General features: G+C 62.2%; 25 protein-coding genes. 16 read left to right on the top strand and 9 right to left on the bottom strand.

The features are described 5' to 3' along the window. Positions 1 to 136: 136 nt before the first annotated feature. Positions 137 to 925: a thermonuclease family protein gene (locus tag IVB41_RS00155; protein ID WP_247425747.1), complete on the top strand. Its 789-nt coding sequence runs from the start codon at positions 137 to 139 to the stop codon at positions 923 to 925. Positions 926 to 1,143: 218 nt separating this feature from the next. On the opposite strand, the gene cyoD is transcribed toward IVB41_RS00155, so the two are convergent. Genes cyoD through IVB41_RS00135 form a run of 4 tightly spaced genes read right to left on the bottom strand, consistent with a single transcriptional unit; the run spans position 1,144 to position 4,994 of the window. Beyond that, positions 1,144 to 1,533 carry a cytochrome o ubiquinol oxidase subunit IV gene (gene cyoD, locus IVB41_RS00150; protein WP_018457172.1) on the bottom strand — a complete coding sequence of 130 codons (390 nt, stop codon included), beginning with the start codon at positions 1,531 to 1,533 and terminating at the stop codon, positions 1,144 to 1,146. Beyond that, positions 1,530 to 2,171: a cytochrome (ubi)quinol oxidase subunit III gene (locus IVB41_RS00145; RefSeq protein ID WP_247425745.1), complete on the bottom strand. Its 642-nt coding sequence runs from the start codon at positions 2,169 to 2,171 to the stop codon at positions 1,530 to 1,532. Before IVB41_RS00145 ends, cyoD begins: the two co-directional genes overlap by 4 nt. Further along, positions 2,171 to 4,171: a cytochrome o ubiquinol oxidase subunit I gene (gene cyoB, locus IVB41_RS00140; protein WP_247426167.1), complete on the bottom strand. Its 2,001-nt coding sequence runs from the start codon at positions 4,169 to 4,171 to the stop codon at positions 2,171 to 2,173. Before cyoB ends, IVB41_RS00145 begins: the two co-directional genes overlap by 1 nt. Then, positions 4,161 to 4,994, bottom strand: coding sequence for a ubiquinol oxidase subunit II (locus IVB41_RS00135; RefSeq protein ID WP_027568765.1), 834 nt, complete (start codon positions 4,992 to 4,994; stop codon positions 4,161 to 4,163). Before IVB41_RS00135 ends, cyoB begins: the two co-directional genes overlap by 11 nt. A 232-nt stretch (positions 4,995 to 5,226) precedes the next feature. Here IVB41_RS00135 and IVB41_RS00130 point away from each other — a divergent pair, with 232 nt between their 5' ends. From IVB41_RS00130 to IVB41_RS00115, 4 genes are all read left to right on the top strand, one after another. After that, the gene (locus tag IVB41_RS00130; RefSeq protein ID WP_247425743.1) at positions 5,227 to 6,039 is read left to right on the top strand and encodes an SDR family NAD(P)-dependent oxidoreductase; all 813 of its coding nucleotides are present in this window, start codon (positions 5,227 to 5,229) and stop codon (positions 6,037 to 6,039) included. Positions 6,040 to 6,053: 14 nt separating this feature from the next. Beyond that, positions 6,054 to 6,608, top strand: coding sequence for a carboxymuconolactone decarboxylase family protein (locus IVB41_RS00125; protein WP_247425741.1), 555 nt, complete (start codon positions 6,054 to 6,056; stop codon positions 6,606 to 6,608). 1 nt (position 6,609) lies between these two features. Beyond that, on the top strand, positions 6,610 to 7,410 hold the full coding sequence (locus IVB41_RS00120) for an SDR family NAD(P)-dependent oxidoreductase (RefSeq protein WP_247425740.1): 801 nt from the start codon (positions 6,610 to 6,612) through the stop codon (positions 7,408 to 7,410). 64 nt (positions 7,411 to 7,474) lie between these two features. After that, the gene (locus tag IVB41_RS00115) at positions 7,475 to 8,356 is read left to right on the top strand and encodes a helix-turn-helix domain-containing protein (protein ID WP_247425739.1); all 882 of its coding nucleotides are present in this window, start codon (positions 7,475 to 7,477) and stop codon (positions 8,354 to 8,356) included. 162 nt (positions 8,357 to 8,518) lie between these two features. Here IVB41_RS00115 and IVB41_RS00110 read toward each other — a convergent pair whose 3' ends face one another. Next, entirely contained in the window at positions 8,519 to 9,850 is a 1,332-nt protein-coding gene (locus IVB41_RS00110; protein ID WP_247425738.1) for a sorbosone dehydrogenase family protein, read from the bottom strand. 235 nt (positions 9,851 to 10,085) lie between these two features. On the opposite strand from IVB41_RS00110, the gene IVB41_RS00105 reads away from it, so the two are divergent. The 3 genes from IVB41_RS00105 to IVB41_RS00095 all read left to right on the top strand — a co-directional run bounded on the left by IVB41_RS00105 (position 10,086) and on the right by IVB41_RS00095 (position 12,634). Continuing rightward, positions 10,086 to 11,276 (top strand): urate hydroxylase PuuD, encoded by a 1,191-nt coding sequence (locus IVB41_RS00105; RefSeq protein WP_247425737.1) that lies wholly within the window; start codon positions 10,086 to 10,088, stop codon positions 11,274 to 11,276. 145 nt (positions 11,277 to 11,421) lie between these two features. Continuing rightward, positions 11,422 to 12,279, top strand: coding sequence for a VOC family protein (locus IVB41_RS00100; protein ID WP_247425736.1), 858 nt, complete (start codon positions 11,422 to 11,424; stop codon positions 12,277 to 12,279). 79 nt (positions 12,280 to 12,358) lie between these two features. Next, positions 12,359 to 12,634, top strand: coding sequence for a hypothetical protein (locus tag IVB41_RS00095; protein WP_247425735.1), 276 nt, complete (start codon positions 12,359 to 12,361; stop codon positions 12,632 to 12,634). On the opposite strand, the gene IVB41_RS00090 is transcribed toward IVB41_RS00095, so the two are convergent. Further along, positions 12,631 to 13,665 (bottom strand): L,D-transpeptidase, encoded by a 1,035-nt coding sequence (locus IVB41_RS00090; RefSeq protein ID WP_247425734.1) that lies wholly within the window; start codon positions 13,663 to 13,665, stop codon positions 12,631 to 12,633. The two genes, IVB41_RS00095 and IVB41_RS00090, sit on opposite strands and share 4 nt — an antisense overlap. Positions 13,666 to 13,847: 182 nt before the next feature. Between IVB41_RS00090 and IVB41_RS00085 the strand changes: the two genes are divergently transcribed. Further along, positions 13,848 to 14,804 (top strand): lytic transglycosylase domain-containing protein, encoded by a 957-nt coding sequence (locus IVB41_RS00085; protein WP_247425733.1) that lies wholly within the window; start codon positions 13,848 to 13,850, stop codon positions 14,802 to 14,804. Positions 14,805 to 14,854: 50 nt separating this feature from the next. On the opposite strand, the gene IVB41_RS00080 is transcribed toward IVB41_RS00085, so the two are convergent. Beyond that, positions 14,855 to 15,985 (bottom strand): DUF1236 domain-containing protein, encoded by a 1,131-nt coding sequence (locus IVB41_RS00080; protein WP_247425732.1) that lies wholly within the window; start codon positions 15,983 to 15,985, stop codon positions 14,855 to 14,857. A gap of 102 nt (positions 15,986 to 16,087) precedes the next feature. Between IVB41_RS00080 and IVB41_RS00075 the strand changes: the two genes are divergently transcribed. Further along, complete coding sequence (locus IVB41_RS00075) at positions 16,088 to 16,573, top strand: NUDIX domain-containing protein (protein ID WP_247425731.1); 486 nt, start codon at positions 16,088 to 16,090, stop codon at positions 16,571 to 16,573. On the opposite strand, the gene IVB41_RS00070 is transcribed toward IVB41_RS00075, so the two are convergent. Further along, on the bottom strand, positions 16,560 to 17,534 hold the full coding sequence (locus IVB41_RS00070; protein ID WP_247425726.1) for a tripartite tricarboxylate transporter substrate binding protein: 975 nt from the start codon (positions 17,532 to 17,534) through the stop codon (positions 16,560 to 16,562). The genes IVB41_RS00075 and IVB41_RS00070 overlap by 14 nt on opposite strands. A 437-nt stretch (positions 17,535 to 17,971) precedes the next feature. Between IVB41_RS00070 and IVB41_RS00065 the strand changes: the two genes are divergently transcribed. From IVB41_RS00065 to IVB41_RS00055, 3 genes are all read left to right on the top strand, one after another. Next, positions 17,972 to 18,628 (top strand): hypothetical protein, encoded by a 657-nt coding sequence (locus IVB41_RS00065; RefSeq protein ID WP_247425724.1) that lies wholly within the window; start codon positions 17,972 to 17,974, stop codon positions 18,626 to 18,628. Then, entirely contained in the window at positions 18,625 to 18,906 is a 282-nt protein-coding gene (locus IVB41_RS00060) for an HGGxSTG domain-containing protein (RefSeq protein ID WP_247425714.1), read from the top strand. The genes IVB41_RS00065 and IVB41_RS00060 overlap by 4 nt, the downstream gene beginning before the upstream one ends. A gap of 419 nt (positions 18,907 to 19,325) precedes the next feature. Beyond that, positions 19,326 to 19,676 (top strand): hypothetical protein, encoded by a 351-nt coding sequence (locus tag IVB41_RS00055; protein ID WP_081747933.1) that lies wholly within the window; start codon positions 19,326 to 19,328, stop codon positions 19,674 to 19,676. A gap of 255 nt (positions 19,677 to 19,931) precedes the next feature. Here IVB41_RS00055 and IVB41_RS00050 read toward each other — a convergent pair whose 3' ends face one another. Beyond that, positions 19,932 to 21,137, bottom strand: coding sequence for a transglycosylase SLT domain-containing protein (locus tag IVB41_RS00050; protein WP_027568749.1), 1,206 nt, complete (start codon positions 21,135 to 21,137; stop codon positions 19,932 to 19,934). Between the two features lie 186 nt (positions 21,138 to 21,323). Here IVB41_RS00050 and IVB41_RS00045 point away from each other — a divergent pair, with 186 nt between their 5' ends. The 3 genes from IVB41_RS00045 to IVB41_RS00035 all read left to right on the top strand — a co-directional run bounded on the left by IVB41_RS00045 (position 21,324) and on the right by IVB41_RS00035 (position 23,679). After that, positions 21,324 to 22,595 (top strand): L,D-transpeptidase, encoded by a 1,272-nt coding sequence (locus IVB41_RS00045; RefSeq protein WP_247426165.1) that lies wholly within the window; start codon positions 21,324 to 21,326, stop codon positions 22,593 to 22,595. Between the two features lie 297 nt (positions 22,596 to 22,892). Then, a complete protein-coding gene (locus tag IVB41_RS00040; protein WP_247425712.1) occupies positions 22,893 to 23,174 on the top strand; it encodes a hypothetical protein in 282 nt (93 codons plus the stop codon). Positions 23,175 to 23,271: 97 nt separating this feature from the next. Continuing rightward, complete coding sequence (locus IVB41_RS00035) at positions 23,272 to 23,679, top strand: hypothetical protein (RefSeq protein WP_247425711.1); 408 nt, start codon at positions 23,272 to 23,274, stop codon at positions 23,677 to 23,679. Positions 23,680 to 23,904 lie beyond the last annotated feature (225 nt).

The following is a 23,904-nucleotide window of genomic DNA, read 5'->3' as shown; positions in this document are numbered from 1 at the left end:
GCGAACGATAGGATCAGAGCTACGGCTGAGTAAAGCCGCGAGGTAGGAATGTCGCACTTCGCGGGGCGCAGACCATTGGTATCGCCACATCCGGATGCTAGGAACAAGGCGCACGAGCCATCGATAGCGAGACCTTATGTCCTTCCGAAAGTCCTTTGCCAGCGCCCGCGCTTTTGCGCTCGTTTCCTTTATTGCCCTGTCCGGATTTCTGGGCACCTCCGGCCCGGCCTCGGCGCTGACCGCCGCCGCGACGGTCCGCGATGGCAACGCCATCCAGCTCGGCGACGTCACCTACCGCCTCGACGGCGTCGACGCACCCGAGCTGGACCAGGTCTGCATCGACGATCACGCCGATCCCTGGACCTGCGGCATCGAGGCCCGCGACCAGCTCGCCAAGCTGATTGGCAAGCGATCGGTGCGTTGCGACGATGTCGGACCGGAAAAGAGTTTTGGCAAGCGGCACCGCGCGATCTGCACGGCCGAAGGCGACAAGACCAGCTTGAACGAGCAGCTCGTCAAGCTCGGCTATGCCATTGCCCGGGAGCCGGTCAAGGCGAACATCAAGTCGGCCGCGGCCGACGCCAAATCAACCTCGGCCGGAATCTGGAAGGGCTGCTTTGTTGCACCGCAGGAATTCCGCGCCGGCAAGAAGGACGGCGCGCTCCTGGGCGCCGCCTGCCGCGCCGACCGCGACAAGGAGATTCGCGCGGTGTTGTTTCCTGAGGATCTGACGATGCCGCCGAGCTGTGGCATCAAGGGCAAGCTTGCGGTCCGCGCGCGCGTGACCGGCAATATCGGCATCTACCATTTACGGGGCTGCCCGAGCTACCCCGCGACCACCAAACCGGACCGCTGGTTCTGCTCGGAGGACGACGCCCAGGCTGCGGGCTTCCGCAAGGCCTACAATTGCCGGCGGCCGAAATAACGAAGCCCATCACGCACCCGTGAGCGGCAACCGGAGACAGTATTCATCCGGAATTGAACTCTATCGGGAGTTGCTGCATTTGTAAGCGTACGTAAGCGCTTTGCGCGAGCGTTTCCTTGGCGGCAATCCGGCTCCGGCCCGATTGCTTTGCTCGGGCGTTTCCTCCCTAGACTTGGGCCGCTTGTCACAACAAGCGGCTCTTCTTTTTTTGTGCGCCCTTAGCGGCGCATCGGCATGATCTGATCCATGGCCGGCATGTTCGCATTCAGATGCGCCATGATCCAGACAGTGCCACCGACCACCAGGAAGACCACCAACAGTCCGAAAGCCAGCGCCAGCACGTTGTTGGTGTTGTCGGGGCCGGTGGTGATGTGCAGGAAGAACACGAGGTGCACGCCCATCTGCGCGATCGCCAGCACGATCAGCGCGACGGGAATGGAAGGCTGCCAGACCAGATCGGTGCCGGCGATGAAGAACGAGGTCGCCGTCAGCAGCAGGGCGAGAACAAGACCGACCACGTAACCGAGGATGCGCGTGCCGACACTGTGTTGCTCCTCATCGCCCGGCGCAAGGTCATGACCGGCCGGCATATGCGTCTGATCGCTCATACGCCACTCCCAAGCAAGTAGACGACGGAGAAGACTCCGACCCAGACGATGTCGAGCGCATGCCAGAACAAAGCAAAGCACATCATCCGGCGCAGCACGTCGGCACGAAAACCCTTCGCGAAAACCTGGGCCATCATGGTGAGCAGCCACAATATGCCGGCCGAGACGTGGAGGCCGTGGCAGCCGACCAGCGAGAAGAACGAGGTCAGGAACGCGCTGCGCGATGGGCCATAGCCGCGGGCAACGAGATCAGCAAATTCGCGAAACTCAATGACGAGAAAGATGAGGCCGAGCAAACATGTCACCGTCATCCCGAGATAGAACCAGAACCGGTTTCGCACATCGGCTGCGATGCTCGCCATGCCGCACGTGAAACTCGACAGCAGCAGGCAGACAGTCTCGATCGCGACGTTCCGCTGCTCGAATATATCCGAACCCTTCGGACCGCCGGCGGTCTGGTCGGCCAGCACCGCATAGGCCGCGAAGAAGCAGGAGAACATCACGATGTCTGAGAGCAGGAAGACCCAGAAGCCATAGGCGGTCACGATGCGCTTCGGCGCCGGGCCGGGATGCTCGATGACGAGCCCGATGTGATGGGGATCGGCGTGCGCACGGCCGGCGGTCGCGGTCATTGACATCAGACTGTCCCCGCCATGCTGACGAGGCTACGCCGCTCCTCGAGGTTGACGCGGTCTATCGCCGCGACCTCCTCGGCCGGAATGACGTATTCGTCATGGTCGCGCCAGGCGAACACGACGAAGGTCGCGAACGCTCCGATACCGCCCAAGATCACCATCCACCAAATGTGCCAGATCAGCGCAAAGCCCATGACCGTGGCGAAGAACGCGCAGACGAACCCGGTCGGCGAGTTCCTGGGCATCTCGATGTCATGATACTCGGGCGCATCATGATCGAGGGATTGCTGCTTGGCATGGGTCTTCAGATCCCAGTAGGCATCCTCGCCGCGCACATCGGGGTTGAAAGCGAAGTTGAAAACCGGCGGCGGCGACGACGTCGCCCATTCCAGCGAACGGCCGTCCCAGGGATCACCGGTGCGGTCGCGCAGGGCTTCGCGGTTGCGGATGGTGACCACGAGCTGCACGATCTGGCAGATCACGCCAATCGTCAGCACGGCCATGCCGACGGCTGCAACCAGCATCCAGGGCCGCCACGCCGCGACGTCATAGTGCTGCATGCGCCGTGTCATGCCGAGCATGCCGGCGACGTAGAGCGGGATGAAGGTGACGTAGAAGCCGAGGAAAGTGAACCAGAACGCGAGCTTGCCCCAGCGGTCGTTGAGGCGAAAGCCGAACGCCTTTGGGAACCAGTACTCAAAGCCGGCGAAGGCTCCGAACAGCACGCCGCCGATGATGACGTTGTGGAAGTGCGCGACCAGGAACATGCTGTTGTGGAGGATGAAATCGGCCGGCGGCACCGCGACCAATACGCCCGTCAATCCGCCGATGATGAAGGTGACCATGAAGCCTATCGACCACAGCATCGGCGTCTCGAAGCGGATGCGGCCGCCATACATCGTGAACAGCCAGTTGTAGATCTTCACCCCGGTCGGTATCGCGATGATCATGCTGGCAATGCCGAAGATAGCGTTGACGTCGGGGCCCGCTCCCATCGTGAAGAAGTGATGCAGCCAGACCATGAAGGAGATGACGCAGATCGCCATGGTCGCCAGCACCATCGAGCGATAGCCAAACAGCGCCTTGCCGGAGAAGGTCGAGACCACCTCGGAGAAGATGCCGAAGGCCGGCAGCACCAGGATGTAGACCTCGGGATGCCCCCAGGCCCAGATCAGATTCATGAACATCATGACATTGCCGCCGGCCTCATTGGTGAAGAAGTGGAAGCCGAGATAGCGGTCGAGCAGCAGCATCGCGAGGGTGGCGGTCAAAATCGGGAAAGCCGCGACGATCAGGAGGTTCGAGGCCAGCGTGGTCCAGCAGAACATCGGCATGCGCAGATAGTTCATGCCCTTAGTGCGCAGCTTCAGCACTGTCGTCACGAGATTGATGCCGGCAACCAACGTGCCGACGCCGGAGATCTGCAGCGACCACGCGTAATAATCGACGCCGACGCCCGGCGAGTAGGACAGCTCCGACAGCGGCGGAAACGCGAGCCAGCCGGTCCGGGCGAACTCGCCGATCACGAGCGAGAGATTGACCAGCAGCGCACCGGTCGCGGTCAGCCAGAAACCGACCGAATTGAGCGTCGGGAAAGCGACATCTCGTACGCCAAGCTGGAGCGGCACGATGAGATTCATCAGTCCGATCACGAACGGCATCGCCACGAAGAAGATCATGATGGTGCCGTGCGCGGAGAATATCTGGTTGTAGTGCTCCGGCGGCAGATAGCCTTGCGACTGGTAGGCCACCGCCTGCTGGATCCGCATCATGATGGCGTCGCTGCCGCCGCGCAGTAGCATCACCGAGGCCAGCAGGATGTACATCACGCCGATCCGCTTGTGGTCGACGCTGGTGATCCACTCGTGCCAGAGATACGGCAGATGCCCCTTCACCACGACCCAGGCCAGCACGGCGAGAATCCCAATCAGCACCACGGCGCCTGCGATCAGCGGGATGGGTTGATCGAACGGAATGGCCGACCAATCGAGCTTACCGAGCATCATGGCCTCCACTGTGCGACCGACCGGCCTCGGATGCGAGCTCCGGACCCGGTCCCGGCGGAATGTGCTGGGTCGCGATCAGATCAAACAGCCTGGGGTCATCCAGCCGGTAGGTCGGCCTGCCCTTTTCGATGCCTTGCTGCATCAGCTTCTTGTAGCTGTCCTCATTGAGGACAGCATCGCTCTTCGCCGTGGTCGCCACCCAATCCGGAAAGGCGAGCGGCGAGACCACGTTGACGTCGAACATCATGTCCGGAAACCCGTCGCCGGAGAAATGTGCCGACAACCCCTGGAGCTTGCCCTCATTGTCGGCGCGCAGGTTCAGCTTCGTCACCATGCCGTTCATGGTGTAGATCATGCTGCCGAGTTGCGGGATGAAGAATGTGTTCATCACGCTCGAGGACGTCAGCTGGAAATTCAGCTCGGCGCCTGCCGGCACCGTCAGCGTATTGACGGTGGCGATGCGCTGGTCCGGATAAATGAAGAGCCATTTCCAATCGAGCGAGACGGCCTGGATGCGAACCGGGCTGCCGGTGCCGGGCACGGGTGCCGCGGGATCGAGCTGGTGCGAGCCGATCCAGGCGACGCCGCCGAGCAGGATCACGGTGAGCGCGGGGATCGCCCACACCACCATCTCCACCCGCCCGGAATAGACGAAGTCGGGCTGAAACTTTGCTTTGGGATTCGAGGCGCGAAACCAGAATGCAAAGGCCAGGATGGCGATGATGGTCGGCACCACGATCGCGAGCATGATGAAGACGGAATCGACCAGGATCGTGCTGTTGGCCGCAGCCACAGGCCCTTGTGGATCGAGCAGATTCATCGGCAAGTCACTGGCGGTTGGGAAGCCCCGGGACAGAGCCTAGCGCGGGAAAGGCTCCGCAACAAACGCGATCTCGTGAGGTCGGTTCCTAACGGCGCGGGTCGATCGTTCGCCCTTCTCGTGCGGCGGCATGCAATTCCATGCGATGTCAATGACATGAAAGCGGGAGCCCGGCCCTTCTCTCCGCTTGGGGCGATTGCTAGAGTGCACGAAATAATCGGGATGAAACGACATGCAGGGGCCCGAGGACGATCCCGGTCTCGCCGGCAAGGTGGCGCTGGTCAGCGGCGGCGGCGCTGCCGGCGACGGCATCGGCAACGGCCGCGCCGCCGCAATTCTACTGGCTCGCGCCGGCGCCAAAGTGCTGGTGGCCGATCGCGACCTCAAGCTCGCCGAACGCACCATGGAGATGATCGCAGCCGAAGGCTGCACGGCCGCGGCGCATGGCGGCGACGTCACCAGCGAGAGCGATTGCAGGACGCTGGTCGAAGCCGCGCTCGACCGCTGGGGGCGGCTCGATTTCCTCGACAACAATGTCGGCATCGGGAGCCGCGGCAGCGTGGTCGACGAAGCGCCCGAGCAATATCGCCGCGTCATGCAGGTCAATGTCGAGAGCATGTTCCTGCTCTCCAAGCACGCGATCCCTGCGATGATCAAGACCGCGCGGGGCGGTGCGATCGTCAACATCTCCTCGATCTCGGCGCTGCGGCCACGCGGCCTGACGACCTATTCGACCTCGAAAGCCGCGATCATCGGCCTGACCCGCGCAATGGCGGTCGATCACGGCCGCGACAACATCCGCGTCAATTGCATCTGCCCCGGGCCGATGTACACGCCGATGGTCTATGCCCGCGGCATGAGCGAACAGGCGCGCGCCCAGCGGGCCAAGGCGTCTTTGCTGAAAACGGAAGGCACCGGCTGGGACGTTGGCCATGCCGTCAAATTCCTGCTCAGCAATTTTGCGCGCTATATCACCGGACAGGTGCTGGTGGTGGACGGCGGGGTGACGCTGCAAGCCCCCGAACGTGAATCACAAGAACACTGAAAGGAACATCAGGGATGGCCCGCCTGCCCTATCTCGAGGCCGACCAGGTCGCGCCCGAATATCGCGACATGCTCAAGCGCAACACCAATTTGCACAAGCTGTTGGTCAACTCGCCGGAGATGGCGCGCGCCTTCAACGGCATTGGCGGCTACATCCGCTTCAAGAGCAAGCTCGACCCGCGCCTGCGGGAGCTTGCGATCCTCCAGGTCGGCTGGATGGAGAAGTCGGAATACGAGTTCACTCACCACGTGAAGATCGGCAAGGAGTTCGGCGTCACCGATGACGACATCGCCGGCCTGATGGCTGAGACCGAGGGCAAGCCCTCGACGCTCGAGCCGCAGGCCAAGGCGATCCTGAAAGGTGCCCGCGAGATGGTGCGCGAGCTCGCGATGTCGGATGCGACCTTTGCCGAGATCAAGCAGCATCTCTCGGACGAGCACATGGTCGACCTCGTGCTGACCATCGCCTTCTATTGCGGCGTGGTGCGCGTGCTCGCCACCATGAAGATCGACAACGAGCCATATTACAAAGAGGTACTCCAGCAGTATCCGATCCCGGGAGTGAACTGACATGCGCTTGAAGGACAAGGTTGCGATCGTCGTGGGCGCCGGCCAGAGTCCCGGCGAAGGCATGGGCAACGGCCGCGCCACTGCGCTTACCTTCGCGCGCGAGGGCGCCAAGGTGCTTTGCGTCGATCATCATCTGGAATCGGCGCAGGAAACCGCCGCCATGATCGCCGCAAAGCATGGCACCGCCGCGGCGTTCAGGGCCGACGTCACAAAATCCGCCGACATCAAGGCGATGGTCGCGGAGGCGCAGGCGCGCTGGGGCCGGATCGACGTGCTCCACAACAATGTCGGCGTCAGCCTGTCCGGCGGCGACGCCGAGCTGCTGCAAATCACCGAGGAGGCCTTCGACCGCGTCGTCGCCATCAATCTGAAGAGCTGCATTTGGGCGGCGAAAGAGGTGATCCCGATCATGCGCGCGCAAAACAGCGGCGCGATCATCAACATCTCCTCGATGGCGGCGATCACCACCTATCCTTACGTCGCCTACAAGGCGACCAAGTCGGCGATGATCGCCTTCACCGAACAGCTCGCCTACCAGAACGCCGAATACGGCATCCGCGCCAACGTCATCCTGCCGGGCCTGATGAACACACCGATGGCCGTCGACACCCGCGCCCGCGAATGGCACAAGACCCGCGCCGAAGTCGAAGCCGAACGCGACAGCAAGGTGCCGCTGCGCAGGAAGATGGGAACGGGGTGGGACGTCGCGAATGCCGCGCTGTTCCTGGCCTCGGACGAGGCGAATTTCATCACGGGTGTGACGTTGCCGGTGGATGGCGGAGCCAGTGTGAGGCGGGGGTAGGCTGCAGTGGCATTATCGATAGAGCGTCATCGTTGGATACGGCGACATAAGGTGGTGAGTACAGATGGAAAGCCGTAGCCATGATATCTTATCGAAGGGGGCGAGCTACTTCGATCAAGTAATTGTCGATCGCGAGGAAGAGACGCTCCATCTTGAGTTTAAAACGTTGTCACACGATGGCGGCCAATTGAAACGTAAGGATCGAAAGCTAGTTGCGGCCGCCGTAACGGGTCTCTCGAATGCCGAAGGCGGCGTTTTAATCATAGGCATCGAGACGAAGCGCATGGACGGTGTCGATGTAGCAAGTGCAAAGCGACCAATTAAGCAACTGCAAAGGACAACGAATCTAATTCGCTCCGCAATTCCCGAAATGCTCTCGCCGCAGCACAGTGGGCTGGAAGCTCATGCTGTCGAGGCTAGCGGCAAAATCGACGAGGGGTTTATCGTAATCGACGTACCAGAATCCGCTAGTCGACCTCATTACAGTAACGTTCATCATCAGTATTTTCGACGCGGGTCCGACGGGACGCGCGTTATGGAGCATGGTGAGATCCGCGATCTAATGTTCGCGACGAGAGAGGGTCTGCTTGAGATATCCTGCGGACTTCGAATGTCTTCAAGTACAGAAGACTTAAAATATTCTCTCCAACTGGTGCTCGCGCTGCGGAACGTTGGCAGTGTCCCCGTCAGAGCCCCGTACCTTCGCTTGGCAAAACAAGATTGGCATCCAGCATCATCCGACTGGGTATTGCCTCGTTTTGGCGTAAGTACAGGTGGCTTTTATACTACACCCGATTTGATCATCCACATTGAGGACGAGTTCGGTGTAGCCACATTTCCGACGGGGCTCGATTTTCGACGGACGGGTCTCTACCAACTAGAAGCAGCGATCCAAACTGTAAAAAGCGGTCAGTGGAATAGGGTCGTGATGAAACCTATGGAGTAAGATGGGTGAGCTAGGCCCAATATCAGACGAGATCGTTCGCGTTTCTTATGGAGCTCTCAACGCTGCCATAAAGACGTTTGAAATAACGATCGACAAAGAGACACTGTTCGACATGTTCTGCCGGGAGGTATCGAAGAGTGATCAGGTTAGTTAAGCGCCCCGCTAACGGCTTACCCGCCAGATCGTGCCGTTGCCGTCCTCCGACACCAGCAGCGCCCCATCCTTTGCCACGGCAACACCGACCGGCCGCCCCCATACCTCGGTATCGCTCACCACGAATCCCGTGACAAAATCCTCATACTCGCCGGTCGGCTTGCCGTCCTTCATCCGGATGCGGATCACCTTGTAGCCGGTGCGCTTCGACCGGTTCCAGGAGCCGTGCTCGGCCGCGAAAGCATCGCCCTGATACTCTGACGGAAACTGCGTGCCCTGATAGAAGGTCATGCCGAGCGAGGCCGAGTGCGGCTGCACCAGCACATCAGGCACCGTCACCTTGTCCTTGAGGTCCGGCCGCGCGCCGGCGTGGCGCGGGTCTTCGTTGCCGCCGATATAGAACCAAGGCCAGCCGTAGAACGCGCCCTCCTTCACGCTCGTCACATAGTCAGGCACGAGATCGTCGCCGAGCCCGTCGCGCTCGTTGGTCGAGCACCAGGGCAGCCCCGTCTGCGGCTGGATCGCAAGACCAACGCAGTTGCGGATGCCGGTGGCGTAGATCTTCCGCTCCTTGCCCTCGGGGGTGAAGGCGAGCACCGTGGCGCGCTCGGTCTCGCTGGCCCAGGCCGCACCGAGCGGCTGCGCTTTCGACCAGGCTTCCACTCCACCCGGCGGCGTACCCATGCCCTCGGCGACGTTGCTGAGCGAGCCGACCGACACCAGCATGCGCTTGTTGTCAGGTGTGAAGACGATGTCGCGGGTGGAATGGCCGCCGTCATGCGGCAGGCCCGCCACGATCGTCTCCGCCTTGCCACGCGCCTTGAGATCGCCGGCCTGATAAGGAAGGCGGACGACGCTGTCGGTGTTGGCGACGTAGACCCATTGCGGATTGTCGCCGTTCGGGAAGAAGGCGATGCCGAACGGCTGCCTCAGTCCGGCAGCGAAGACCTCGTTGGTCGCGGCCTTGCCGCCTTCGCCGGCGCGCAACACGCGGATGGTGCCCGCGCGCGTCTCGGCGACGAAGGCATCGCCGTTCGGCGCCACGCGCACGATGCGCGGAGCGCGCAGGCCCTCTGCGAACAGCTCGATCTTGAAGCCGGCCGGGACCTGAAGCGCCCCCTCCGGCGGGCGCGGCACCACGCGCGACGAACTCGCAACCGACCGCGTGGCGCCGGGCCTGACCAGATCCTGCGGCCGGATCAACCTGACCGTGCCAGGCTTGTCGGCCTGCCAATCGCCGTAGGCGTCCTTGCCCTGCAGCACCGGCTCCGCCTGGGCGCAACTCGCGACCGCGACCAGCCACCCTGCGGACATCGCCACGAACGAAATTCTGTTCTTCACGTCGTTTCCTCCCGGCCGTTACGTCTGGCGCATCAACGCCGATCGACGCGCAAACGTTCTGCGACAGGTCAAATGCCTGCCGAATCCCACGTCAGCTCATGCCCGCACGATGTGCATCAGCCGCAGCCCATCGTACTGGAAAATACGGCTGATCGGTGCGACACATTATAGGGGCGTGGCCGCCGGTTGCGGTCATCAAGGCTGCGGCATCGGGGTCGCATCTATTGGGGTGATCATGTGGGGATCCATCATATCGGAATGGGCGAGCCTGCTGCTCCGCTGGCTGCACGTGGTCGCCGCGATCGCCTGGATCGGCAGTTCCTTCTATTTCATCGCCCTCGACCTCAGCCTTAGGCCCCGGTCCGATCTGCCGGACGGCGTGCAAGGCGAGGCCTGGCAAGTCCATGGCGGGGGCTTCTACCGCATCATGAAATATCTGGTCGCGCCCGCCCAGATGCCGGACGAGCTGACCTGGTTCAAATGGGAGGCCTACACCACCTGGCTGTCCGGCTTCGCGCTGATGGTGGTGGTGTATTATCTCGAGGCCGATTTGTTCCTGGTCGACAGGTCGATCCTCGACCTCACGCCATTCCAGGCCGGCCTATTCAGCCTCTGCAGCCTCGCGCTCGCGTGGCTGCTCTATGAAGGCGCCTGCCGCACCGGGCTCGCGCAGCGCGAGCTCCCATTCGCCATCGGCGGCTACCTGTTCCTGGTCGTGCTGACCTATGCCTTCACCCATGTGCTGAGCGGCCGCGGCGCCTTCAACCAGATCGGCGCGATCATCGGCACCATCATGGTCGCCAACGTCTTCACGCTGATCATCCCGAACCAGAAGAAGATCGTCGCCGCCCTTCTCGCAGGGCCGGCGCCCGATCCAAAGCTCGGCAAGTCAAGCAAGGAGCGCTCGGTTCACAACAACTATCTGACGCTGCCTGTCGTCGTGCTGATGATCAGCAACCACTATCCCCTGCTCTATGCCACCCGCTTCAACTGGATTATCGTCGCCATCATCCTGGCGCTCGGTCCCGTGATCCGTCATTTCTTCAACGAGGGTCATGCCGGACGCAGATCGCCGTGGTGGGTGTGGGGTGTCGCAGCGGTCGGCGTGATCGCGATCCTCTTCCTCTCGGCGGCCGGCCCGCGCGAGGTCAAGACAAGCGCGCTGTCGGCGCAGCCGACGCTTGCCAATGTTGAGGAGATCGTGATGTCCCGCTGCAGCATGTGCCACGCGACCGAGCCGGTCTGGGCCGGCATCGTGACCGCGCCGAAGGGTATATTGCTCGACGCGCCCGAGCACATCCATCGCAACATCCGCCTGATCGGCCGCGTCGCCGCCTGGTCCAATGCGATGCCGCCGGGCAACATCACCGAAATGACCAGCGAGGAGCGCGCCATCCTCGCCGCCTATATCGAGCAGGCGCGCTGACGCCATCGCGCGTCGATATCGCCTTTCGCGGAATGAATTTTCCGCATGTCCCGCCGATTTGAAAATGACTTGACCGTTTATCCGGCGTAGACAGGACTTGCGCCGCCAGCGGCGGTCCAGTCAGTTTGCATGCGGGGAAAGAACAGTGGCTCTCAAGAACGTCATCGGTATCGACCACGCCGTGGTCATGGTTCAGGACCTCGACAAAGCCGCCGAGAACTACCGGCAGCTCGGCTTCACCATCTCGCCGCGCGGCACTCACAGCGCACATATGGGCACCGGCAACTACACCATCATGTTCGACCCGGATTATATGGAGCTGCTCGGCGTGCTCGCGGCGACCGAGCACAACGCGCCGGCGCGTGCCTTCCTCGACAAGCGCGGCGAAGGCATCGAGCGCATCGCCTTCACCGCGATCGATTCCACCGCCGGCGCGGAGGAGATCCGCGCGCGCGGCCTGGAGCCGATCGGCCCGACCGATTTCGAGCGGCCCGTGACGCTGCCCGACGGCACGGTTTCGGCGGCGAAATTCCGCACCTTCATGTGGCCGACCGCGGAAGCGCCCGGCGGCGTGCGCATTTTCGCCTGCCAGCACAAGACGCGCGACACCGTGTGGATTCCCGAGCTGATGAAGCACGCCAATGCGGCCAGGCGCATCAAGCAGACGTTGATCGCGACGCCCGAGCCCGCGAAGGAAGCTGCGCATCTGGGGCGGCTGATCGACCGCGAGCCGAAGGCCGAGGCCGACGGCGCGGTGACCGCATCCTCCGGTGGCGATCGGGCCGACTTCGTCTACTTGACGCTGGAGCAGCTCGGCAAACGCTATCCCGGCGTGCCGCTCGCGGGTCTTTCCGAACGCGGTGGCGCTGCCCTGGTGCTCGTGAGCGGCGATCTCGCGGCCACCGAGAAGGCGCTTGGTTCGGCAGCCGTGCGCAGCGGGTCTGCGATCTGCGTGCCGCCGGCCAAGGCGAACGGCACCCTGCTCGCCTTTGTTGCCGGCTGATTTGAACTAATTCTTTAACAAGCGTTTTACCGGGCCGCCCTAGGCTTCCGGGCGACCCGCGCCTTCAGGGGCCAAGCGCATGTTTAAAGAGAAATCGCCGATCGCCTATGACGCGCCGGCCGAACTGAAAAAGTGGCCGTCGCTGAAAGGCGAGAGGCAGAAGGATCGAGGTCCGCCCTATCTCGTCTACAACGGCACACTCGCCGACTGCGTCCGCGAGCTCATGGGCAAGCCGATCAAGGGCATCTCGCTCTACGATATCATGACGAGGCCGCAAGCAGCGTTCGACCAGACCGTGCTATCGCCCGGCGATGCCGCCGAGATCGCGATGCGCAAGGACTTTCCTGAAGACTAGTTCGAGGCGCGCCTGCCGCCGGACTTCCGCCGCTGCTCGGACGAGGAGTCCGTCGGCGCATCCAGGAAGACCACCGGTGTGCCGCGCTTGACATGCTCGCCCAGCGCGCGCACGTCCCAATTGGTCAGCCTGACGCAGCCATGCGACTCGGACTTGCTGACCCTGTCGGGCTCCGCCGTTCCGTGGATGCCGTAACCCTGAGCGGACAAGCCGATCCAGTATGCTCCCACCGGATTGTTCGGGCCCGGCTGAACATCGAACGGCTTTTTCGATTTGACGCTTCTGAACTTGTAGTCGGGGTTGTAGTGATAGACCGGATTCTCGTGAGTGCTGGTGACCTTGAGCGTACCGCTCGGCGTCGGACGATCCGGACTTCCGATTGACGCGGGATAGAATGCGATCAGGGTGCCGCCCCCGTCGAATGCTTTCAGCGTGCCGTTCTTCTTGTCGATCTCGAGCCGCGCAACGGCTGGCAGCTCGCTTCGTGCAGAGACATTCGCAACGGTAATCGTCTCTCCAGCCTTGTCGAAGGACTTACCGGGATTGAGCGTCCGAAGCAGGTCTCCGCTCATGTGGAATTTCTCGGCAAGCCCTTCGAGCGGACTGGTGTAGCTCAGCGCCTTCAGCGGTTCCATGTCATCAAGCTTGCCGGGCAGCTCCTTCAGAAACGGCCCTTTCACATCCGCGTCCGTGACCTTGTATTCGACGAGGACAGGGCCCTCGTTCGCTGCATTCAACTTGTCCCAAAGCTCCGGTCCGATCGCTTTGTCGGATGCAACGCCGTTCTGCTCGGCGAATGCCTTCAGCGCCTTCTGCGCGTTCTCGCCGAGCTTGCCGTCGATCTCCCCGGGCGAGAACCGCGCATGGTCGAGCAGAATCTGAAGCTTCACGATCGATGCGTTGAGCTTGTCGCTAGCAGGTTGCTTTGCGGGACGCGCAGCGTCGTTTACCGCTGCTGCATCGAGATTGCCCGCAAGCGCCGGAGAGATCACCGACAGCGAAATCACCGCGCCAAGCATCCACCGCATCATCTCGCTCGTCCCAATTCGCCATGCCCGCAAAATCGCGGGGAAGAGAGTTTCCCGTCGGGAACACCGTAGTAACACCGGCGGAACCGACGAGACCGCAGCTTTGCCGCAATCGCTCGGTTAATAACTCCTTATCGCCGGCGCACCGCTGGCCGTTCACCCACAGTTCGAGGTTGCTCCAGCAAATGCGATTTGTCGTCGCGGCTTGCGCCGCGTTCATGATTCTGATGTGCGACTTCGATCCGTCGGCGTCCCGCCAAACATCAGCTTTCGATCACACCGTTCTTCAAAACACTCAGGCCGCGCCACTTGTTCCGGTGGTCGAGCTGTTCCTTGCAAGCGTGCAGGCCCTCGAGCTCGCCAATGCGCGCGCGGCCTATGAAGAGACACCCGAGCCGCCGAATACGATCGACCCCGTCGCGCAGGCGCCGGTTTCGCCGACGGAGCGCTTCTGCCACGCGCTTCGTGGCGCTGCCGAAGCCAGCGGCATTCCCGTGCCGTTCTTCGCGCGTTTAATCTGGCAGGAGAGCCGCTTCAAGTCCAACGAGGTCAGCCAGGCCGGCGCGCAAGGTGTCGCACAGTTCATGCCGGAAACGGCAGCGGAGGTTGGGCTGGATGATCCGTTCGATGCGATGAAGGCGCTGCCGGCCTCGGCCAAATTCCTGCGCAAGCTGCGCGACGATTTCGGCAACCTCGGCCTTGCCGCAGCCGCCTACAACGCAGGCCCCGGCCGAATCCAGAAATGGCTCGCCAAAGAGAGCGAGCTGCCGCGTGAGACACGCGACTATGTCCGCATCATCACCGGCACCAGGGCCGAGGACTGGACCGAACGTGCGGAAGCCCTCGCGATCCGGATCGACCTGCCGCGCGAGGCGCCATGCGAAGGCATCGGCAGCCTGTCCAAGACCAAAGACGTCGCCTGGGTTCCGGTGAACCTAACGCCCTCGGTCACGACCATCATTCGCAAGGCAGAGCAACTGGCGGCGCGATTGACCGCCAGCCGCGCAGGCAAGCGGCTCGCGTCCCTGATCCGAAAGAGCACCCCGGGCAAGGCACGCAGCATGATCGCCGCGCGCGCGGCAGGAAAGAGCGCGAAGGCCCGCGCCATCCGTTTTGCAGCGCGCGAACGATCTTCAGGCTGATGCGCAAATCGGGAAGCCGCTCGATGGAGCGGCTTCCGATGGTCCGTGGATTAGTCGATCTCCTCGATGATGCGGCGTTCGCCGGGCTCGACGACATAGGTCCGCGTATCGCGGTGAATGTAGCGGTACTCGCGCAGGTCGGGCGCGTCCCGGTAGACGGTGCTCGGGAATTCCTCGACCTCGACACTCTCGGGAACGCGGTCACCGACGTGAATCTCGGATCGCGCAGTGCTGCCGGTGGTCTGTCGTTCGCTCCGTCCCTCGGTGCGGGTCTTCGCATGCTTGCGGATCACTTCACGGTCGCGATCCGAAAACTTGCTGGCGCTGCGCTCGCGCGTCGTCGTCGTCGTCGTTGTCGCCGTGGATTGTCCAGAGTACGGCAGCACCGTCACGATCTTGTATGTCGCCGGATCGACCACGACGATCTCATCCTTCACCAGCGCGAAGCTGTAGCCGCGATATTGCGGCACGATCTCGACCACATCGGGCGGCAGCGTCGATAGCTGGACATCGCGCGGCACCACCGTGCCGACGTTGAGCGAGAAATTGACGCTGGTCAGCGGCCGCACGTTGAGATGGGAGATTGACGCGCTGATCTTGGTCTCCTGCTGCTTGTTGAGGTTGACGTCAGTGCGGGCGGCGGCCTGTGAATTGGCACCGGTCCGCTCGCCCTGCGCCTGATTGCTGCTCGGCGTGTTTGGCGATTGCTGGGCCTGGTTGGTTCCAGATGCACCAGGCGCCTGCTGCGCCTGATTGGTAGTGTTCGCCGGAGGATTGGAGCGATCCTGTGTCTGGTTCGAGTTTGCCGCCGGCGGGTTGGCGCTCTGCTGCGAGGCGGGCTGGTTGCCGGCCGTGTTCGAGTTTGCCGTACCGCTGGACGGCCGGGAGGACGTGTCCGCGCTGTTGGTGGCGTTGGTCCCCGGGCCGGAATTGGCCGACCCGGAAGACGGAGTGGTCGCCTGGGTATTCTGTGTCGACGCTCCCGGCGTTGATGATTGCTGCGGCCGCGATGGCGACTGCTGCGTTTGTGCTGCGCCAGACGGCGACGTGTTGGACGGAGCTGTGGAATTGGACTGGGATTGCGGCGTCTGGTCGGACTTGGTGTTGCTGCTTGGCGATTGCGCAAAGGCGGCGTTCGCCAGCACCAGCCCTAAGGCGGTTGTTGCCAACAGGCGGATCATGGTTCACTCCCTTGTTCGGTTAAAGCGTTGGCTATTAACCTGCGCTAAAACCGTCTGTTCCACTTTTTCCCGGGCGAATGCGCTGCCTGCACGGAACCTGCGATGCCTTCGAAAAGTGCCGGGATCGTTGCCTATCGGAAGCGCGGGGAGATCGAGGTCCTGCTCGTTCATCCCGGCGGGCCGTTCTGGCGCAACAAGGACCTCGGCGCCTGGTCGATCCCGAAGGGCGAGTATGCCGACGAAGAAGACGCAGAAACCACCGCGCGACGGGAGTTTGCCGAGGAGCTTGGACTTGAGCTGTCCGTGCTGCTGACTTCGCTTGGCCAGGTCAAGCAGCGCGGCGGAAAGGCCGTCACCGCGTTCGCGGCCGAGTTCGACCTTGACGTGCGCAGCATTCGCAGCAACACTTTCGAGATGGAATGGCCGCCGCGCAGCGGCAAACGCCAGACCTTCCCGGAGGTCGATCGTGCGGAATGGTTCACGCTCGAAGAAGCGCACGAGAAGATCAACGCAGGACAGCGCCCGCTGCTCGAGCGGCTGGCTCAGGTGGTCGGCATCACGCCAACCAGACGCGCTACTCCGCCTTGATGTTCGCCGCCGCCACCACTTCGGCGAGCTCCTTGGTCTCCTTGGCGATCTTCGCAGCATACTCAGCCGGACTGAGCACGCTGACGACGCCCTGCGTCTCCAGCCGCTCTTTCAACATCGGATCAGCCGCCGCCGCGACGATCTCCCGGTGCAGCATCTCGAGCGTCGGCGCGGGCGTTGCCTTCGGCATGAAGAAGCCGACCCAGAACGAGATGTCGAAACCGGGATAGCCGGCTTCAGCGACGGTCGGCACATCAGGCAGCGCCGGCAGCCGCTCGGCTGAGGACACCGCGAGCGCGCGCAGCTTGCCGGCCTTCACCAGCGGCACGGCGGACAAGGGATCGAACACCGCCAGGACCTCCTGCGCGAGGATGCCGACCTCGGACGCAGCACCACCGCGATAGGGCACGTGGATCATCTTGACGCCGGCCTTCTGGCTGAGCAACTCCATGGCGAGATGGGCGAGGTTGCCGTTGCCGCCCGAGCCGTAGGCAAGCGCGCCGGGCGCAGCCTTTGCCGCGGCGACGAGATCGGCGACGGTGTTGATGTTGGCCGTCTTGGGATTGTCCGGATTGACCACGAGCACGAGCGGCGCCGACACGACGGTGGTGAGCGGCGCGAAGTCCTTTTCCGGATCGTAGCGGATGTCCTTGAAGAGCGTTTTGTTGAGCGTGATCGTGGAGGAGTTGCAGGCCAGCATCGTGTAGCCGTCGCCTTCCGCATGCGCGACGCCTTCAGCCGCGATCATGCCGTTGGCGCCGGCGCGATTCTCGACCACGAAGGCTTGTCCGAGCTTGTTGCTCAATCGATCGGCGACGATGCGCGCGACGACGTCGACCGGGCCGCCCGCGCTGAAGCCGACCATGATCTTGACCGGCCGCGCCGGATATTTCTTCGCGAAGGCCTGCGTGGTCACGCACAATCCGGCGACGATCGCCAGCAGGCGAAGCGTTCGTTGCATTCGTTTTCTCCCCAGACGCTCGCGGCGCTTTGGCATGACGCAGCGCATTCGCAGATCATGATGAGCGGGCGCGCCGGATTTCGCAATCGCGTTTGCGCGCCGGCATTCCGTCGCGCGGCAAGTCAGGGCCGCTCCGAAACAAAAAATGCGAAAACAACCCCATGCACAGTAGCCGGCAACTGCAAGAACAAGGACTTGCACGGACGCGGATTGGCACGAACGAGGATTGCGCGGTTCGTAATGCCGTTTGACTCGTCGGGCAAAACACTGGCAGAATGCCATCATCGCAACAATCGCCAGCGTCCACGCCGCCCGACCACGGGGGGCCCGCGGCGATTGCGCGTAAGCCCTTCATCGAAATCTCAAAAATCCCACAGGCGCGCAGCGAGCGATTGATTTCGCGCGCAATGAGCCCGCGCGAGCAAAGGACACAGCACGTGACGACATCTGCGAAACACCACAGCACGCTGCCGGTCGCGGCAAACGATCGCAGCGGCCCCGACGCGAGCCCGCGGATCAAGCTCTACAAGCGGGGGATTGCGATCCTCCATGCCGACCCGCAAGCCGGCGAACGGCTGCTGGCCGAGGCGCTCGGCGCCGCCGACCGCGACGCGCTGCATGGCCTCCTCAAGCAATTGGTGAAGGCCAGCATGACTGGACGCAAGCCCGATGAAGCCAATCTCGCCTTCATGATCTCGCTGGTGAAGAGCATCGCGCCGAAGGACTCGATCGAGGCCATGCTCGCGGTGCAGATGGCGTCGGTTCACGCGGCAGCGATGCGCTCCGCCTGCCGCCTCGCCCTCACCGATGACATTCCGCAGCAGGAGAGCCTCACACGCGCGCTGACCCGGCTGGCCCGCTCCTTCGCAAGCCAGATCGAGGCACTCAGCCGCCACCGCAACAACGGCGAGCGCGCCATCACGGTCCGGAATCTGTCGGTGCAGGATGGCGGCAGGGCGATTGTGGGCAACGTGACGCAACACGCGAACCTGATCGTCGCGGAGCCGAACGTTGCGACAGCCGCAGGACTGGTCCCGCCGCGTGAGGCCGGCGCGTGCGAACACGCCGAATCCAGGCAAGGCAGCAATGCATGAGCGGCGACCACATTCGCAACACGCGTGCGATGTGGACGAGCCCGCGCTGTGGCGCCGAAACGCGAAACGGCACCACCTGCCGCGCGCCGGCCGTGCACGGCAAGGTCCGCTGCCGCATGCACGGCGGCGCACGGAGAACAGGCGCGCCGAAGGGAAATCAGAATGCGCGAACGCATGGCGCATTCACGCGTGATGCGGCCGCTGAACGAACGCTGGACCAGGCCGTGCTGGACGATGCGTTGAAGCTCCTTGCGGAGCTGTCGCGAGTTGCCGAATAGACGTTGCGGGCGACCAGCGTAGATCGCAATCGTTGTTGACGAACACGCTTGCAGAGACCCGCAACAGATGCCCTGCAGACTTCCACCGTGGGTCATTTCCTTAAGTCTGTAAGGGCTTTGGTCGGCTACGCCGTCATGAGCGACAAGCTCGGCGCCAGCCTGGAGGTCGGCTAAGGGCAGGCTAGGCCAAAGAAGCAGCTGCACTGACCTTTAGTTGAAGCGTTGTCGTATTTGAACCTTCGCTCGAACTTCCGGACTCACGTCAGTGGGGATGGGAATGAACTGTCCCATCACAACGTCGAGCGATCGTAGCTGTCGTCACTCGTCAGCGGCAGTTGCAACGGACTTGGTTTCCGGGTTGCCAGCCTAAGCCGCACCAAGCCAGCGGATCGGCGGGCGAATATCGCGGAGGCAAACAGATGTTTCCAGCGAAACTTGCGGCATCGTTGCTGGGGTCAGCGTTGCTACTGACGCCGGTCCTTGCGCGCGACGATGGCCGATACGACCATTCTCCGCTGAAGTCTTGGTTCGAAAGCTTGCAGAGCGAATTTGGAAAGTGCTGTACCGATGCCGACGGATACATAGTGTCCGATGCCGATTGGGAGTCCAGTCGGGGCCGTTACCGCGTCCTCATCGACGGCGAATGGGTGCTCGTACCTGACGGTGCGGTTGTCACAGAACCAAACCGCTTCGGCCGTACAATGGTCTGGAGGCATTACATAGACGGCCATCCGCGCGTCCGATGCTTCATGCCCGGAATCATGACTTGACTTCACTTTCAAGGTGCTCCGCTTCGGGTCATTCGCGTCGATCTGCCCGCGTATTCTCGATGCCCGCTATGGCCCTAGCTGCCGGCGTGCCGGACACTTAGCCTTCGGGCCACAAGCAGACATCAGGACCTGATCGATGGCCTCGCCAGCAGCAAGAACGACCCGAGCGCGTCGTTGACGATGTAAAGTGCATCCGCGCGACCGGCGACGGTGAAGCCCCGCTCGCCCGCGGGTGCGGCAACTCCTGCTAACCACTCAACGGACATTCACTGGCGCCTGCGCCCGCTCGGCGTCGGCGGTCGCGGTGCCCATGTATTTCGATTGGAAATGAGCAACCCGCTCGCGCCACATTCCGACGAACGCTTCCGACGTCAGCTTCTCCACGGATTTCCACGCCTCTTTGACGGCCGGAAGCGTATTGCCCCAGATCGCGCGCCTGCACCATTTTTCGCCCTTCTCCCTGCCTTCGCCAGTGGCGCACATCGATTTCCAGGCGATGCGATTGGGTTGGCTGAGGTGCTCCGCGGCGCCTTCCCAGCCCTGTTGATGGATCAGGTAGAGATCGTTCAAGTCCGGCTTCCTGTGCGTCACCCACTGGAATAGAATGCCTTCCGTGATGACCTTGTAGGCTGCCGCAACGGCATTATCGCGGGGATTAAGAATGTCTCCGGAGCCGAATTTTCCGAACTCGTATTTGCTCAGCTGGAACAGCCCGATATACGACCCGGTGCGCTGCTTGGGGTCGAAACCGGACTCGACCTTGGCCACGGCCTTCATGAAAGTGAAATCCAGACCGAAAGCGTCGGACGCGCGCTTGATCTCTTCCACCGGCGTCCCGACCGGGATGTCCTTGAACGAACGCAAGACGATCGCCGCCGGCTTCTCGGCAGGCGGCAGTTCGGACCAGACATAACAAATGAGATACCGGAAATCCCGCGGCCCCGTGCTGGAGGCACCGCCGGATGCACCGCACGTGGTCGGCGCCGGCTGGGCGACATCGTGGTGGCCCAAGTCCACCGAGTCCTGCGCAGGCGGTAAATGGGCCGACAGCGTTTGCGACGGACCGGGCAACGCGGCCACGACGATCGATTCCGATTTATCCGAGGCCGCCGTCGTGTCGGTGGCCGTCCCCGCCGCGGGCTCAGCGGCTGTCGCCACTTCGGCGCTAGCGACAGCGGCGTCCGCGGGTCCGGTGTTGCCCATTGCGATTGCCTGCGGTTCATCCGGGAGCCTCGCGGTGGCGGCGAGAGATGCTGCGCGGTCCTGGACTGTCACTGCGCGGGCGTTCTCGGAGCCGGCCGGACCGAAGCCGGCCAGCCAGCCAACGATCCACCCCGCGAGAACGACCGTTCCGCAAAACGTCGGCGCCACTATCATAAGTCGCCGCGGGTTCATGATGCCGTCGCCCCCATAGGCTCCACCGGAGCCGTGTAGAAAAGCCAAGCATGCGAAGAGGATCATTCTTGGGATCAATGTGGGTCGCGCAATGGCACAAACGGCCACTCGTCGATTTTTCTAAAACGTGTTGCCCCATTGCAACGCGTCGATCACAAGCAATCGCGCCCGTCTCCAGCGGCAACTCCCACGCTAATTGTGAGCTCGGTCCAATTTTCGACCCACTGCGACCGGATTTGGAGGAGAGGCTTGGTGCGCTGTCAGAATGACGCATCAGGCTTCGGCTTCGCGCATCGTCTCGAAACGATGGAACCGCGCCTATGGGACCGGGCGATGTTCGTTAAGGAATTACCAGCAATGCAGCGTGCGATATCAATCGCTGTATTCGCCATTTTCATGCTCCCTGCGGGGATCGCACACGCTCAATTTCTGTTTGGACCCCAACACACGTTCTGGCGAAGCCAATACGCTCCGTACAAAGACAAGCACCACCATCGGCAGACAAACTCTGAAACGGCGAAGAGCGTTCGGCCCGAGCCCCTTCCGAAGGGCCCGCTCCAGATCATCATCTCGATAGCAGACCAACGGGTCTCGCTTTTTGACAACGGGGCGCTGATTGCAAGCTCTTCGGTGTCCACGGGAATGGAAGGGCATCCGACGCCCCTCGGCGTCTTCAGCGTCATCAGCAAACAACGATGGCACCGTTCAAATATTTATAGCGCCGCCCCCATGCCCTACATGCAACGCATCACCTGGTCAGGGATAGCGTTGCACGCCGGTGTCGTGCCTGGGCATCCAGCGTCACACGGCTGCATCCGTTTGAAAGATGATTTTGCCGTTCGACTCTGGCATCTCACGAAGCGCGGCACGCGCGTGATCATTGCGCATGGTGATGCCCAGCCGGTCGAGATAACCAATCCGCATCTTTTTCAACCGAAAGCCGCGTCCGGATCGTCCGAATTCCAGAGTGCCACCGTCGCAACCAAGAGCATCGGTGCAGCCGCGGCAACGCAGGGATCAGTGGTGTCAAACGCCGAGACTCCAGAAGCCGCCAGTCTCCAGGAGCCGGGCTCGGCTCCCGCTGCAAGCGTGCCTAAAAAGATCGTCCCGATCTCCATCTTCGTCAGTCGCAAGTTGAGCAAGCTGTTCGTGCGTCAGGGCTTCACGCCGTTGTTTGATGTCCCGGTCAAGATCGAAAATCCGGAGGAGCCGCTGGGAACGCACGTGTTTACCGCAATGGAATTCCAGAACGAGGGAACGGCTATTCGCTGGAGCGTCGTGTCGATTCCAGAGGAATTGCCCCGTATGCCCGAAGTTGCCACGAAACGGCGAGAAGCAAAGCAAACCGCGCCGGGACCGTTACCCGACAAAGCCAACGCTGCGCTCAACCGTATCGAAATGCCCCAGGATACGGTTGAGAAGATCTCTGAACTCCTGACGCCGGCCTCTTCGTTGATTGTTTCCGACAACGGAATTAGCCAGGAGACGGGAAAAGACACGGATTTCATCGTGGTAACGCATTGACGCGGCGGCGCAACCGACCAACACACGATGTCGCTGCGCGACCCGCTGGAATTGTCCGACGACAACTTGATGTCCGCACCTGAGCCAAGCGGCGCGAGGTCCGCCAAGGGTCACAAGCGATCATGGACCGGCTGCGCGGGGCAGGTCAGCTATGGGCCAATAGCGGCGAACGCCCTCGAGGCAGAGAGCGGGCCGTTGGTCGCCGCCGCTTGGTTATCGTGCATTTAACTATTTGCGCAAAGGTGTCCTTAAGGCGGGCGCCGGTATTGATTTCCGACATTTGTTGGGAAGGTTTTCATGGATCGCGCGCGTCCGTCCATTCTCACCGCACTCTTTTGGGCTTACTGGGATTTGTACCACACCCTGCAAAAGGCCTGGCGTCCGGCCTTGTTCGCCTTTCTGGTCCTGTCGATTGGCACCTTCGCGACGATGGTTGGGCCGCTGCTGCTGACGCGCGATCCGATAGGACAAGCGGTTACGAGGCTGGCGATTTTGGTTGGACTTAGTTTCCTGCTGACGCCGTTCTTGCTCACGATTCACCGATCTCTGCTCCTAGGCGAGTCGGCAAACGCGATATGATTTCAGACCGTCCAGCCCGCGTTTTCAGTTGTTCTTTGGGTGGCTCGCCCTAAGTGTTCTTCTGGTGACTTTTCCGTCATTTTTGGGGGCTCTGACCATGCCAAAGGGCCCTGTCTATTACTTGGGTCAAGCTCCCCTCATTGATCGTTTCACGGTCGGAACGGCTGTGCGTTTTGTGGCACTGCTTTTCGTCCTGGGCCTTCTTGTGCTTTTTCCAGCAGTGGCAGTCGATGCACCCGGGGCCGAATGGCGCAATGCGATGAGCGATACGCGCAAGCATATTTGGTTTGTGCTCGCGGTAACGATCCTGCCTTTCGTTCCAATCGGATTGCTCGGCGGCATGGTCGTCCCCTTGTTCCGTCCCTGGGCGGGCTCTCTGATCGGCTTGATCGCAGGAATGCTGTGGGTCGGCGCAATGCTCCTTGTTGCATTGACACTCGGCGCCGTGATCGCATCACGCCTTTACCAAGTTATAGGCGACCGACTGAACACGCCTTTGCGCTAAGTTGGGGTTGCGCTCCGCCCATAAAAACTCCAAACGCGCAAATCGTACGGTCCGCTTCGGTGTGAAAACGCCGTGCCTGCTATGATTCCCGCACTGAATCGGCGGGGGCTGGCATGGCTCGTTTCGTTCAAGGAGCTGATCGCGGGCAATCTACTTTGTTGCCGGAATGCCTGGACGACTGGGTTGCAGATGACAATCCGGTTCGCGTGATCGACGCCTTCGTTG

The sequence above is a fragment of the Bradyrhizobium sp. 44 genome (assembly GCF_023073095.1).
Taxonomy (GTDB): domain Bacteria; phylum Pseudomonadota; class Alphaproteobacteria; order Rhizobiales; family Xanthobacteraceae; genus Bradyrhizobium.
This window is presented reverse-complemented; position numbering and strand designations above follow the sequence as displayed.